An 11,950-nucleotide genomic window follows, 5' to 3' on the forward strand; every position below is an offset into this window, starting at 1 on the left:
TAGCCTCCTTGATGGATTTTAGTCGATCGTGCTGGCGTTGCTTGTCGGCCGGTCCTTACGCGTGCCAGCCGTTGTTCTCTTGGCTCAGTAGGTGGCGCGGCCGCCCGAAACGTCGAAGACGCCACCCGTGGTGAACGAGCATTCCTCCGAGGCCAGCCAGCAGATCAGTGCTGCCACTTCCTCGATCTGGCCGAAGCGACCCATCGGAATCTTCGAGAGCATGAAGTCGATATGCTCCTGGCTCATTTGATCGAAGATGGCCGTGCGGACGGCTGCCGGCGTCACACAATTGACAGTAATGCCGGTCTTGGCCAACTCCTTGCCCAGCGACTTGGTCAGGCCGATCACGGCCGCCTTGGATGAGCTGTAGGCGGGCGCGTTGGGATTTCCCTCCTTGCCGGCAATCGATGCGATGTTGACGATTCTGCCATAATCCTTGGCCTGCATGAACGGCACGACCGCCCGATCGCAATAGAAGACGCCATGGACATTGACGTCGAAGACCCGCTTCCAGTCCTCGATCGGGTATGTCCAGGTGGTGGCATTCGGTCCGGTGATTCCGGCACTGGCGACCAGGACGTCGATGCCGCCCAACTGTTCGGCCGTCTTGGCGGCCGCCTTTTCCACCGAGGCCCAATCGGCGACGTCGACGACGATCCCGAGGGCACCTTCGCCCAGGCTGGCTATCGTCGCATCGATCTGCTTCTGGTCGCGATCCCAGACCGCGACCCTGCCGCCCTCGGCCAGGATCCGTTTGACGACCGCCAGGCCGATGCCGGCGGCGCCGCCGGTCACGACGGCGATCTTGTCCTTGAAGCGGCCTGCAAATTCGCTCATGCGCGTTGCTCCCAGGCGACGCAGACCTGCCGCTGCTCGCCCAATTTGTCGATGCCAAGCGTGATGATATCGCCGGGCTTGAGGTAGACCGGCTCGGGTTTGATCCCCATGCCGACACCGGGCGGCGTACCAGTGGTGATGACGTCGCCGGGCATCAGAGTCATGAACTCCGAGAGATAGGAGACGATGGTCTCCACATCGAAGATCATCGTCGCGGTATTGCCGGTCTGCATGCGCTTGCCGTTGACGTCCAGCCACATGCCAAGCTTCTGCACGTCACCCACCTCGTCCTTGCTGACGAACCAGGGACCGATCGGCCCGAACGTGTCGCAGCCCTTGCCCTTGTCCCACGTGCCACCGCGTTCGGCCTGGTAGTGCCGCTCGGAGACATCGTTGATCAGCACATAGCCAGCCACATGGTCGAGGGCCGCGTCCTTGCTGACATAACTGGCGCGCTTGCCGATGACGACGCCGAGTTCGACCTCCCAGTCGGTCTTGGTCGACCCACGCGGAATGACGACATCGTCGTTCGGGCCCTGAATGCAGCTGATCGCCTTGGTGAACACGACGGGCTCGGTCGGTATGGGCAGGTTCGATTCCCTGGCGTGGTCGGAGAAATTCAAGCCGATGGCGATGAACTTGCCGACCTTGGCAACGGGGCAGCCATAGCGCTGCTCGCCAGAGATCAGTGGCAGGCTCTCGGGATCGAGCGCAGCCAAGCGCTCAAGGCTCTCTGCCGCGTAGGCCGCGCCGTCGAGATCGCTCAGATGTCCTGAGAGATCACGGATCCTGCCGGAGCGATCGAGCAGGCCCGGGCGTTCGGCGCCGGGCGGACCGTAGCGAAGTAGCTTCATGGTGTTTTACCTGATCTCTGTTGGTTCAATGCGTGTAGGGCCGGTGCAGCTTGCATTCCGGATTGAGCCTGACGCCAAAGCCTGGCGTTTCGGGGAGCTTGAGCCGCCCCTTGGTCGGCACTGGCTCCTCCAGAAGTAAGGGCGTGAACATCGGGACAACCTGATCGGGAACCGGGTGCATCATCAAGAACTCGGCAAAGGGGCTGTTATGCCGGGTGATAACGAAATGATAGCTGTAGACCGAGGAGCCGTGCGGGACCACGAGGACGCCGTGGGCGTCAGCCAGCGCTGAAATCTTGATGAGTTCGGTTACGCCGCCACACCAGCCGACATCCGGCTGGATGATGTCGCAGCAATTCATGTCGAGGAGCAGCCTGAAGCCCCATCGCGTGGCTTCGTGCTCGCCGGTCGTGCAAAGCATCCCGCGCGGCAGATTTCGCCGCAACTCGGAATACCCCCAGTAATCGTCGGGAGAGAGTGCCTCCTCGATCCATTTGAGGCCGGCCTCATGCCAAGCCCGGGTAGCGAACTTCGTCGCATAATTGACATCCAGGCTCATCCAGCAATCCTGCATGAGCCAGAAATCGGGCCCGACCTTGGCACGCATGTCGGTCAGGATCTCGAGATTCTTCCTCAGGCCTTCCTCGCCCTCGGCCGGGCCGTGGTGAAGCGCCATCTTTCCGCCGATGAAGCCCATCTCCTTGGCAAGATCGGGTCTGGCACCCGTGGCATAGAATTGCAGCTCGTCCCTCACAGCGCCGCCCAGCAGGTGGAACACCGGCTCCTGGCGCACTTTGCCCAAAAGGTCCCAAAGGGCCAGGTCCACACCGCTGATCGTGTTGATGACCAGGCCCTTGCGCCCATAATAGAGCGTCGCGTTATACATCTGGTCCCACATAAGCTCGATGTCGGTGACCTTGGCCCCCTCGATGAAGCGGGCCAGGTGATTCTCGACGATCCAGGCCGCGGGTTCGCCACCCGTCGTGACGGCAAAGCCCACCGTTCCATCTGATGCCTCGACCTCGACCACCAGCGAGCCCAGAACGTTGATCCCGAAGCTGCGCCGGCTTGCCCGGTAGTTCGGATATTTCGCCATCGGCGTCGAGACGTGATCGTCGATCCAATGCGCGCCGCTCTGGTCGTGATAATCGCCACCACCGCCTCTGACGGTATAAGCGCGGATCTGGCGAATCGTTGGCGTGGCCATGTGGTTTTCCCAAGTCAGGCGGAGGTAGGGCTGCTGCTGGCGGCGAGTTCAGTTGCCGGCTCCGCCGTCGGCTCCCGGCGCAGGGCCAAGATGAAGACGGCGCCTATCAGCGTCGTTCCCGCCAGTGTGTAGAGGCCAGCTGGCGCACCCAGGCTGGCATCGGCCCAGTTCTTGATGTTCGGGGCGGTGAAACCGCCCAGCGCGCTCAAGGCGTTGATGACGGCGATGCCGCCCGCTGCGGCCACCCCACCCAGATAATTGGTCGGGAAGGTCCAGAACATGGGCTGCACGGCGATGAAGCCCGCAGCGGCAAAGGAAAGGGCCACCAGTGCAATCGCTGGGCCCGCTCCGGCCGAGACGGCGATGCCGAAGCCTGACACTGCCAGGGTCGCCGCCGCCAGCCATCGATGCGCGCCGTACCGGTCGGCGAAGCGTGGGAGAAAGAAAGTGGCGATCAAGGCGCAGAGCCAGGGAATGGCCGAGACCAGGCCAACTTCCAGACCGATCCTGGTGCCAAGGAGGGCCGCCACCTGAGCAGGGAGATAGAAGCTGACGCCATAGACGCTCATCTGGATGAGAAAATAGATGACCACGAACTGCCAGACGCGCGGCAGGCGGAAGATCACGCCCAGCGAAGAGAGTCCGTGGCGGGCCTTTGCCCGCTCCTCCGTGTCGATCGCCGCAGTCAGGACATGACTCTCGTCGGCCGGCAGCCACGCGGCGTCGCTCGGCTTGTCGTCCAGATACCAGTAGGCCCAGACGCCGACGGCCGTGGCCATCAGTCCCTCGATCATGAACATCCACTGCCAGCCCTCGAGGCCGAGATAGCCATGCATCTCGATTAGCAGCCCTGAGAGCGGCCCGCCGACGATGAAGGACAAGGGAGCGCCGAAGTAGAAGAGGCCCAGGATGCGGCCTCGCGTGCGGGCCGGAAACCAGTAGGTGAGGTAGAGGATGACACCGGGGAAAAAGCCGGCTTCCGCGGCACCCAGGAGCAGGCGGACGACGTAGAAGGACATCTCGCCGCGAACGAACATCGTCGCTGCCGAGATCAGCCCCCAAGATACCATGATCCGGCACATCCAGATCCTGGCGCCCACTTTGTGCATGATCAGGTTGCTCGGCAGTTCCGTCGCCGCGTAGGTGAGGAAAAACAGGCCGGCACCCAGTGCGTAGGCCGCCGCAGAGATGCCGGCGGAGGCCTGAAACGCCTCCTTGGCAAAGCCGATATTCGCCCGGTCGAGAAACGATAGGACGTACATCAGCAGCAGGAATGGAACGAGTCGCCGCTGCGCCCGCGTCACCGCTCCATCGAGACGGCGATCTTCCATATTAGCCTCCTTCGGGCGCGTTGCCCGCCACCATATCGGGTCGGCTTTGCGCTGTGTCCCACAATATGATACTTGTTTTTATTATGTGGATGACGTAGCCATTCTTCAGGCGCCATGTCAATCGCGTGCTCGAAGGGAGCAACGGCATCAGCACGGACCGACCAGCCGCGCCGCAAGGCAGCCAATCGTTGATGCGCGCCTTGGACATCGTCGACGTGGTCGCAGGCGGAATCACAGACCTTGCGGGGCTTTCGCTCCACCTGGGTCTGACGCGGAGCACCACGCACCGGCTGGCCAGCACGCTGGTTGCTCGAGGCTATCTCCGCTTCCAGCCGGGGCAGGGCTACGGTCTCGGCTCCAAGCTCCTTGAGCTCGGTTGGCATGCCTTGCATCAAAATCCCCTGACGCGACTGGCGCGGCGCCATTTGGAGCAGCTCGCAGCGGCAACCGAAGACACAGTGCACCTGGGCGTCCTGGACGGATGGTGGGCGCTCTACCTCGATAAGATTCCGGGCATGCGGCGGGTGGAAATCAGTTCGCAGGTGGGTGAACGACACCCCGTCTGGTCAACCGGCCTCGGCAAGGCGTTGCTCCTGGACGGCAATGAGGCAACCTGGCGGTCCTTCTTCGCGCGGGGGGAGGCGCACGGTGATGGGCAGACGCAGGATCTGGCCGAATGGCTCGATCGAATGCGCGCTTACGCCCTACTAGGCTATGCTTTCGATCTTGAGGAGAACGAGCCGGAGATCCGCTGCGTGGCAGCCCCGGTGCGTGATGCAAGCGGCCGGATCGTGGCGGCCATCAGCCTCTCGAGTCTCAATCGCTATATGACCGACGAGCGTATGGACGAACTGACGCCATTGGTCGTCGATACGGCCAAGAACGTCAGCCACGACCTCGGCTGGCACCCCGCACAGAGCTCAATGCCTCGCTAGCGGGTCTGCTTCGGGCCTGCCGATGAGGCTGGTGACGATCTTGAGAAGCTGAGAAGGGCGAAAGGGCTTCATCAGGAGGATGTCCGAAGGCAAGCGTTCGGGAAAATCGCCGATGGTGTGAGGCCGACCGGTGACGAAGACGATCGGTGCGCCTGGATAGTTTCGCCTAAACGCCGCCGCGACGCCGAAGCCATCCTGCCCGCCGGGCAGGTTGATGTCCGAGACCAAGAGGGAAAAGCGTGATTTTCCGTCATTGGCACGACGAACGAGGTCGACGGCCTCATCGGCGGATGAGGCCTCGCTCACCTCGAAACCATGCTCCGAAAGGATCTCGACGAGCAACGAACGTATGAGCCACTCGTCTTCGACGACCAAAACGCACATTGCAAACAGCCTCGGGGGAAGATCCTTCTACCTTATAAGCGTCTTAATATATCTTCACGTCAGATGTTGCACTGACAATCCGCTCGCCCTCGAAATTTACTTCGGACGTATCTAAGAAGCCGCACCTCAGGCGTGCGCGTCAGCCAGGTCGCAAAGCAACCGAACAAAACCCGAAGTTGAATTTTCGGGTGTAGTGTCGTTAAAGATTTTGGCGTCAGGCTGCAGGGCAGAGACTTCCGTGCGCCGTGCGAATCGTCTGTTCAGATCCCCGTCCTCGGGGCGCGCGCGTTGTGCCAGTCTACGGGCCAACTCGGCATCACTCGCCGTCACCTCGATGACGAAGCTCTCCTTGAATCGGTCGCGTGCCTCTTGGACAACCCCGCGCGAAACGTTCGCCACGACGATGTGTCCCTCCTTTAGGGCATCCTCGATCGCGCGCGGGAGCCCATAGGACAGCCCATGGGCTGTCCAGTGCAGGGTAAAGGCACCCTCCGCTGCAAGCGTGGCGAAACGTTCCCGATCGAGCTCGATGCATTCCTCGTCAACGGACGAAGCGCGCGTAATGGCGCGGCGGACGAAAACGAAGCGAGGATCGTCGCCTAACTGGCGGCGAGCGCCACGGATCAACGTGTCCTTGCCGGCGCCGCTTGGCCCGACGACGAGGACGAGCCGTCCCATCTTCATGCCACCCGTTTCCCTTCTCGATAGACCGCGACCGGTACAGGCTGGTCGCCCAGCATGGCAACCCTGACCAGATCGGCTCGCAGCCCAGCCACGAGAGCGCCACGATCATCGAGACCCGCCGCCCGCGCGGGATTGCGGCTTATCATTGCGACCGCCCGTGGAAGCTTGATGACGGGGAGGCGGGCCGTGAGCTCGAAGGCCGCCATGAGGAGGCTGGAGGGGACATAGTCGGACGAAAGGAGGTCGAGCAGGCCGTGGCTTGCCAGTTCGAGAGCCGCGACGTTGCCCGAATGCGAGCCACCACGGACAATGTTGGGCGCCCCCATGAGGACGCTGATGCCATGTGCGTGCGCGTGCTCAGCAGCAGTCAGAGTGGTCGGAAACTCGGCGATGGCCACGCCATCGGCCACCGCCTCTGCAACGTGCTGCTCGGTCGTATCGTCGTGGCTGGCAAGAGGAATGCCGTGCGTCTGAGCGAACTCGACCATCATCAGCCGATGCTTTTGCGCGTTACGCTCATTCAGCGCACGACGATGGCTGATCAGCGCATCGGCCTCGTTGCCGGAGCGCCCGGTCTTGCCGCAGTAATAAGTCTTCCAGATGGCGATATCGCGGAATTGTCGCTGACCCGGCGTGTGGTCCATCAGGGACATGAGGTGGACGGGGTAGCGCTCAGCGAAGCGCTGGAGCTGATCGACGACGTCGCCTGCCGCGATCTCGCAGCGCAGGTGAGTGCGATGCTCCACCCTCAGCCTGCCGGCCTGCCGCGCGGTCTGGATAGACTCGGCCAGCAGCCAGATATCGTCGGACTTGTCATCCTGGTCAAAATCCGAGCCGATACGCAGCGAATCGAAGACCGTCGTGATCCCTGAAGCCGCCATTTGCGCATCATAGGAGATGGCTGCCCCCAGGGCATTCCAGCGCACCTTGGGGCGGGGGGTGAAGTGGCTTTCTATATGATCGGTATGTAGCTCGACCAGGCCTGGCAGGAGCAGATCGCCCCCAAGGTCGACGCCGCGTTCCGGTGGCCGGCCCTGGCCCAGTTCCGCGATCCGGCCGTCGACGACAGCGAGCCAGCCTTGATCCAGAATCTCTTCGGGTAGGACGAGACGCGCATTTTCGATCATGGTCAGGCTGTTCATGCCGCGCTCGCTTCACTGGTCCCAGCACCGGCATAGCGGCGCATGTCGATCACTCGATCCACGAGGCTCGTCCTGACCGCGTCGTCATGGAAGATGCCCAGGACGGCGGTGCCGCGGCGTTTCATGTCCTTGACGATATCGACGACGACGGCGCCATTCGCCGCGTCGAGAGACGCTGTCGGCTCATCCAGAAGAAGGAGACGTCGCTCGGCGCAGAGACCCCGGGCGATATTCACTCTTTGCTGCTCGCCGCCCGAGAAGGTTGCGGGCGGCAGCGACCAGAGCCGGTCCGGCACATTCAGCCTGCTGAGCAGATCCCGAGCACGGTTTTTGGCCGCGCTCTCGTCGAGGCCACCTTCGACGCCTGCGGCCTCGACGATCTGCAGCGTCGGCACGCGTGGAATGACACGCAGGAACTGGCTCACATAGCCGATATTCTTCCGCCGCAGCGCCAGCATGGCATGGGGCGAGGCATGCGGAATGTCGACGATGGCCGCCTCGGCATGGAACAGGATGTGCCCTTCGGAGCAACGATAATTGCCATAGGCCATCTTAAGGAGCGAGGATTTGCCGATGCCCGAGGGGCCGCCCAGCGCCACGCATTCGCCCTCATGCAGATCGAAGGTAACGCCACTGACGACCGGCAGATCGGCGCTCCCCTGCAGATGCAGGGTGAAGGCCTTGCCGACGTCGACGAAGGTGAGAACGGATTTCTTGCTCATGCGGCAAGCACCGAGGCGACGAGAAGTTGCGTGTAGGCGTCGGCTGGGTCGTCCAGCACCTGATCGGTCAGGCCCTGCTCGATCACGCGGCCTCGGCGCATCACCATGATCCGATGCGAGAGGATCCTGGCCACGGCCAGATCATGCGTGACGATGACGACGGCCAGTCCCAGGTCGGTCACAAGGCCCCGGATCAGGTCCAAGAGGCGCGCCTGCACCGAAACATCGAGGCCCGAGGTCGGCTCGTCCATGAGAACGAGGCGCGGATGCGTTACGAGGTTGCGCGCGATCTGCAGCCGCTGTCGCATGCCGCCGGAAAAACTGCGCGGCGTCTCGTCGATCCGTTGCGCCTCGATCTCGACCTTCTCCAGCCAGTCGCCGGCGCGCTGCCTGATCTGGCCGTAATGACGGTCACCCTTCGCCATCAGCCGCTCGCCGACATTCCCGCCAGCGGTCACGGCCATGCGTAGTCCCTCGCGCGGATCTTGGCGAACAAAGCCCCATTCGGTGCGCATCAGCGCGCGCCGCGCACCCTCGTCAAGGGAACCAAGCTCGACCGTCTCGTCGTTTTGTTGCCGATAGTCGATGTGGCCGGCGGTCGGCTCCAACTCGCCCGCGAGCAGACCGAGCAGCGTCGACTTGCCCGAGCCCGACTCGCCGACGACGGCCAGCACGTCGCCCTCGAAGAGATCGAAGCTCACATCTTCGCAACCCAGCCGCTGGCCATAGAATTTGGTGAGGCCGGTAACGTCCAGAAGCGGCTTGGCGCTCATGCTGCGTCTCCCTGCAAGCCGGTGTGCCCCGACGCCCGCCGCTCCTCGCAATAGTCGGTATCGGAGCAGGCGAACATGCGCTGGCCGCGATCGTCCAACAGGATCTCGTCCAGATAGGCATCTTCGGCGCCGCAGAGCGCACAGGGGCGGGAAAAGCGCTGCACCTCGAAGGGATGATCTTCGAAGTCCAGGCTTCGCACGTGAGTGTAGGGTGGCACGGCATAGATCCGCTTCTCGCGCCCGGCACCGAAGAGTTGCAGAGCCGGGCTCATATCCATTTTCGGATTGTCGAATTTCGGGATGGGCGAGGGGTCCATCACGTAGCGTCCAGCCACCTCGACCGGATAGGCATAGGTCGTGGCGATATGGCCGTGCCGCGCGATATCCTCGTAGAGCTTGACGTGCATCAGCCCGTAATCGCGGAGGCCATGCATCTTCCTGGTCTCGGTCTCGCGCGGCTCGAGATAGCGGAGCGGCTCGGGGATCGGAACCTGGTAGACAAGGATCTGGTCCGCGCGTAACGGCCGCTCTGGGATGCGGTGGCGGGTCTGGACGATTGTCGCCTCGCCGGTGTGCGTCGTCGTCCGCACACCGGCGGTCTTTTCGAAGAATTTACGGATCGAGACCGCGTTGGTCGTGTCGTCCGACCCTTGGTCGATCACCTTGAGCACATCGGCCTTGCCCAGGATCGAGGCGGTCACCTGCACGCCACCCGTCCCCCAGCCGTAGGGCATCGGCATCTCACGCGAGGCGAACGGCACCTGATAGCCCGGAATGGCGATTGCTTTCAGGATCGCGCGGCGGATCATCCGCTTCGTCTGCTCGTCCAGATAGGCGAAATTGTAACCCGTGGCCTTAAGTCCGCTCACGGTGTTCATTCCGCAGCCTCCTCGCTGCTGCCGACCGTATGTTCCTGCCGCATGCGGCGCACCAGATCGAGCTCGGCCTGGAAATCGACATAGTGCGGCAGCTTCAGATGCTCGACGAAGCCTGTGGCCTGCACATTGTCGCAATGGGCAAGGACGAACTCCTCATCCTGCGCGGGCGCCTGGCGCTCCTCGCCAAGCTCATCAGCGCGGAGGGCGCGATCGATCAGCGCCATACTCATGGCCTTGCGCTCGCTCTGGCCGAAGACCAGTCCGTAGCCTCGGGTGAATTGCGGCGGCTGCGTGGCCGATCCAGCAAACTGATTGATCATCTGACACTCGGTGAGCATCACCCGGCCGAGCGGTACGGCGAAGCCCACTTCCTCCGCCTCGAACGCCACGTCGATCTCGCCGATGCGGATCTCGCCGACGAAGGGATGGGTACGGCCATAGCCGCGCTGCGTGGAGTAGGCGAGGCCGAGCAGAAAGCCCTCGTCGCCGCGGGCCAACGCCTGGAGGCGTAGATCGCGGGCGGCCGGGAAATCGAGGGGATCACGCGTCAGATCGCCGACCTCGTCGTCCGTGTCGGCGGAGGGAACGGCCTCGATGAGACCGTCCTGGTCTAAAAGCTCGGTAAGCGGCACGACCCTCTCGTCCGCGACGGGTTGGCCCTCCGCCGGTGGCGCTGGTTCGACGCCGGCCGCCAGCATGAAGTCGATCAGACGGTGCGTGTAGTCGAAGGTAGGGCCCAGGATCTGTCCGCCGGGAAGGTCCTTGAAGGTGGCGGAGACACGACGGACGATCGTCATGGCGACCGTCTCGGTGGGCACTGCGTAGCCGAACCGCTCGACCGTCGTTCGAAAGGCGCGGATGAGAAAGATCGCCTCGATCAGATCACCCTGCGCCTGCTTGATCGCCAGGGCCGCCAACGCAGGATCGTAGAGCGACCCCTCGGTCATGACCCGGTCGACCGAACGCTGCAACTGCCCCTCGATCTGCTCGGGCGCGATCTCCGGGACGCTGGCGTCGCCACGGCGCTGATGCGCCAGGAGCTCGTGCGCGTTGGCGATGGCGCGCTCGCCTCCTTTGACAGCTACATACATGGGGCTTGCTCCTCGGCCGGGGTCAGGACGACGCTGCGCGGTAGAGCCAGAACGTCGGTGCCGTCGACTAGCAGAAGGTCGACGCCGCGCGGAAACAGGCTATGGTTGCCGGCCCATCGGGCGGCAAAATTCACGGGCAGCCCGTCGACGAGAAAGGCGATTGTTCCGTCGATGCCGGGGCCGCTAGCCCTCCAGCTTTTGCCCCGATCGAAGCCGGTCACTGCGGCTATGATTGTCGTCGAGCGGTCGGGATAGGTATCACTGCCAAGGGCAAATTCATCGAGGGAAGAAAGGCTGCAAGCCTCGGCGACAAAGGCGAAGGTTGCCGTCTTCTTGTCCGCCGTCAGCGGGGAGCCCGTATGGAATGCCAGATATTTCGACACCGCGTCGGTCGCCGGCAGGGCCGGATCCAGCCAGATCGGCGTCTCGTGATCGCAGAGCGAGAGGGCAATGCTCGCCATGTCGGCGCGCAGCGGCGGTGATTGCAGTCCTGAGCCCAACTTCCGCAGGGTGCCTGGCTGCGACAATGCCGTCATGACCGCATGGAAGATTCCTTGCGCCTGCTCGACCGGATCCGTGAATCCCGCGGTGAGCATCAATTGTCGCCTCGTATCATCGTGAAGAACTCCACGCGCGTTGCCGCCGTTTGCCGGGCTTGAAGGGCTGCTATCGCTGACAGCCGTCGGCGAATTGGGATCAGCGCCGTCTCGACGCGCTCGCGTGTCGCCTCCTCCTGCCAGAGTGCGTCCACGAGCGCCGCACGCCGTGCCTTCACCAGATCCCGGCCCAGATGGTAGGCAAAGCCCACCGTGCCGGAGCTCAACTGGACCGAGGCCCTGGCTACCGTCGCCTCGCCAAGATTGAAGGCGGCGCCTTCGCCACCCATGCGCCCCCGAAGCATTATCAGTCCGACCTTGGGCGGGCGAAGATCGATCGCCGCACCGGATTCGGGCAATGCCTTGAGAAGAATCCCTACCTCGTCGCCGGTCGCTGCAGCGCAGAGGCCCATGACCGCGCGTCGCGCCTCAGTCTCCGAATTGACCTCAGAGCCCAACATCGCCACCTACCAAATTATCTGCCATCGGCAATTTGTCTATTTATCTATACAACAG

General features: G+C 63.1%; 14 protein-coding genes. 1 reads left to right on the forward strand and 13 read right to left on the reverse strand.

The features are described 5' to 3' along the window. Positions 1–84: 84 nt before the first annotated feature. The 4 genes from CFB17_RS08135 to CFB17_RS08150 are packed head-to-tail and all read right to left on the reverse strand — an operon-like array spanning position 85 to position 4,229. A complete protein-coding gene (locus CFB17_RS08135) occupies positions 85–837 on the reverse strand; it encodes an SDR family NAD(P)-dependent oxidoreductase (RefSeq protein WP_088560993.1) in 753 nt (250 codons plus the stop codon). After that, entirely contained in the window at positions 834–1,691 is an 858-nt protein-coding gene (locus CFB17_RS08140; RefSeq protein ID WP_088560996.1) for a fumarylacetoacetate hydrolase family protein, read from the reverse strand. Before CFB17_RS08140 ends, CFB17_RS08135 begins: the two co-directional genes overlap by 4 nt. A gap of 25 nt (positions 1,692–1,716) precedes the next feature. Next, positions 1,717–2,898, reverse strand: coding sequence for an L-rhamnonate dehydratase (rhmD, locus tag CFB17_RS08145; protein ID WP_088560998.1), 1,182 nt, complete (start codon positions 2,896–2,898; stop codon positions 1,717–1,719). A gap of 14 nt (positions 2,899–2,912) precedes the next feature. Next, positions 2,913–4,229, reverse strand: a complete 1,317-nt coding sequence (locus CFB17_RS08150; RefSeq protein ID WP_088561000.1) for an MFS transporter — start codon at positions 4,227–4,229, stop codon at positions 2,913–2,915. 191 nt (positions 4,230–4,420) lie between these two features. Here CFB17_RS08150 and CFB17_RS08155 point away from each other — a divergent pair, with 191 nt between their 5' ends. Continuing rightward, complete coding sequence (locus CFB17_RS08155; protein WP_088561295.1) at positions 4,421–5,164, forward strand: IclR family transcriptional regulator; 744 nt, start codon at positions 4,421–4,423, stop codon at positions 5,162–5,164. Here CFB17_RS08155 and CFB17_RS08160 read toward each other — a convergent pair. The 9 genes from CFB17_RS08160 to phnG form a co-directional block, all read right to left on the reverse strand. Next, positions 5,150–5,548 (reverse strand): response regulator, encoded by a 399-nt coding sequence (locus CFB17_RS08160; RefSeq protein WP_088561002.1) that lies wholly within the window; start codon positions 5,546–5,548, stop codon positions 5,150–5,152. The genes CFB17_RS08155 and CFB17_RS08160 overlap by 15 nt on opposite strands. 126 nt (positions 5,549–5,674) lie before the next feature. Next, positions 5,675–6,232, reverse strand: a complete 558-nt coding sequence (gene phnN, locus CFB17_RS08165) for a phosphonate metabolism protein/1,5-bisphosphokinase (PRPP-forming) PhnN (RefSeq protein WP_207761984.1) — start codon at positions 6,230–6,232, stop codon at positions 5,675–5,677. Then, positions 6,229–7,374, reverse strand: a complete 1,146-nt coding sequence (locus CFB17_RS08170; protein ID WP_088561004.1) for an alpha-D-ribose 1-methylphosphonate 5-triphosphate diphosphatase — start codon at positions 7,372–7,374, stop codon at positions 6,229–6,231. The genes phnN and CFB17_RS08170 overlap by 4 nt, the downstream gene beginning before the upstream one ends. Further along, on the reverse strand, positions 7,371–8,096 hold the full coding sequence (gene phnL / locus CFB17_RS08175; RefSeq protein WP_088561006.1) for a phosphonate C-P lyase system protein PhnL: 726 nt from the start codon (positions 8,094–8,096) through the stop codon (positions 7,371–7,373). Before phnL ends, CFB17_RS08170 begins: the two co-directional genes overlap by 4 nt. Then, positions 8,093–8,869 carry a phosphonate C-P lyase system protein PhnK gene (gene phnK, locus CFB17_RS08180; protein WP_088561008.1) on the reverse strand — a complete coding sequence of 259 codons (777 nt, stop codon included), beginning with the start codon at positions 8,867–8,869 and terminating at the stop codon, positions 8,093–8,095. Before phnK ends, phnL begins: the two co-directional genes overlap by 4 nt. After that, the gene (locus CFB17_RS08185) at positions 8,866–9,747 is read right to left on the reverse strand and encodes an alpha-D-ribose 1-methylphosphonate 5-phosphate C-P-lyase PhnJ (protein WP_088561009.1); all 882 of its coding nucleotides are present in this window, start codon (positions 9,745–9,747) and stop codon (positions 8,866–8,868) included. The genes phnK and CFB17_RS08185 overlap by 4 nt, the downstream gene beginning before the upstream one ends. Continuing rightward, positions 9,744–10,838 (reverse strand): carbon-phosphorus lyase complex subunit PhnI, encoded by a 1,095-nt coding sequence (locus CFB17_RS08190; protein WP_088561011.1) that lies wholly within the window; start codon positions 10,836–10,838, stop codon positions 9,744–9,746. The genes CFB17_RS08185 and CFB17_RS08190 overlap by 4 nt, the downstream gene beginning before the upstream one ends. Then, a complete protein-coding gene (gene phnH, locus CFB17_RS08195; protein WP_088561013.1) occupies positions 10,829–11,434 on the reverse strand; it encodes a phosphonate C-P lyase system protein PhnH in 606 nt (201 codons plus the stop codon). The genes CFB17_RS08190 and phnH overlap by 10 nt, the downstream gene beginning before the upstream one ends. Then, positions 11,434–11,895, reverse strand: a complete 462-nt coding sequence (gene phnG, locus CFB17_RS08200; RefSeq protein WP_088561014.1) for a phosphonate C-P lyase system protein PhnG — start codon at positions 11,893–11,895, stop codon at positions 11,434–11,436. The genes phnH and phnG overlap by 1 nt, the downstream gene beginning before the upstream one ends. Positions 11,896–11,950: the final 55 nt, after the last annotated feature.

The sequence above is a fragment of the Arboricoccus pini genome, assembly GCF_900187945.1.
GTDB classification, from domain to species: domain Bacteria; phylum Pseudomonadota; class Alphaproteobacteria; order Geminicoccales; family Geminicoccaceae; genus Arboricoccus; species Arboricoccus pini.

What these genes read in the sequence shown, in the direction of transcription:
- CFB17_RS08135 (WP_088560993.1), bottom strand. Translation starts at nt 837, where the DNA reads ATGAGCGAATTTGCAGGCCGCTTCAAGGACAAGATCGCCGTCGTGACC.
- CFB17_RS08140 (WP_088560996.1), bottom strand. Translation starts at nt 1,691, where the DNA reads ATGAAGCTACTTCGCTACGGTCCGCCCGGCGCCGAACGCCCGGGCCTG.
- rhmD (WP_088560998.1), bottom strand. Translation starts at nt 2,898, where the DNA reads ATGGCCACGCCAACGATTCGCCAGATCCGCGCTTATACCGTCAGAGGC.
- CFB17_RS08150 (WP_088561000.1), bottom strand. Translation starts at nt 4,229, where the DNA reads ATGGAAGATCGCCGTCTCGATGGAGCGGTGACGCGGGCGCAGCGGCGA.
- CFB17_RS08155 (WP_088561295.1), top strand. Translation starts at nt 4,421, where the DNA reads ATGCGCGCCTTGGACATCGTCGACGTGGTCGCAGGCGGAATCACAGAC.
- CFB17_RS08160 (WP_088561002.1), bottom strand. Translation starts at nt 5,548, where the DNA reads ATGTGCGTTTTGGTCGTCGAAGACGAGTGGCTCATACGTTCGTTGCTC.
- phnN (WP_207761984.1), bottom strand. Translation starts at nt 6,232, where the DNA reads ATGAAGATGGGACGGCTCGTCCTCGTCGTCGGGCCAAGCGGCGCCGGC.
- CFB17_RS08170 (WP_088561004.1), bottom strand. Translation starts at nt 7,374, where the DNA reads ATGAACAGCCTGACCATGATCGAAAATGCGCGTCTCGTCCTACCCGAA.
- phnL (WP_088561006.1), bottom strand. Translation starts at nt 8,096, where the DNA reads ATGAGCAAGAAATCCGTTCTCACCTTCGTCGACGTCGGCAAGGCCTTC.
- phnK (WP_088561008.1), bottom strand. Translation starts at nt 8,869, where the DNA reads ATGAGCGCCAAGCCGCTTCTGGACGTTACCGGCCTCACCAAATTCTAT.
- CFB17_RS08185 (WP_088561009.1), bottom strand. Translation starts at nt 9,747, where the DNA reads ATGAACACCGTGAGCGGACTTAAGGCCACGGGTTACAATTTCGCCTAT.
- CFB17_RS08190 (WP_088561011.1), bottom strand. Translation starts at nt 10,838, where the DNA reads ATGTATGTAGCTGTCAAAGGAGGCGAGCGCGCCATCGCCAACGCGCAC.
- phnH (WP_088561013.1), bottom strand. Translation starts at nt 11,434, where the DNA reads ATGCTCACCGCGGGATTCACGGATCCGGTCGAGCAGGCGCAAGGAATC.
- phnG (WP_088561014.1), bottom strand. Translation starts at nt 11,895, where the DNA reads ATGTTGGGCTCTGAGGTCAATTCGGAGACTGAGGCGCGACGCGCGGTC.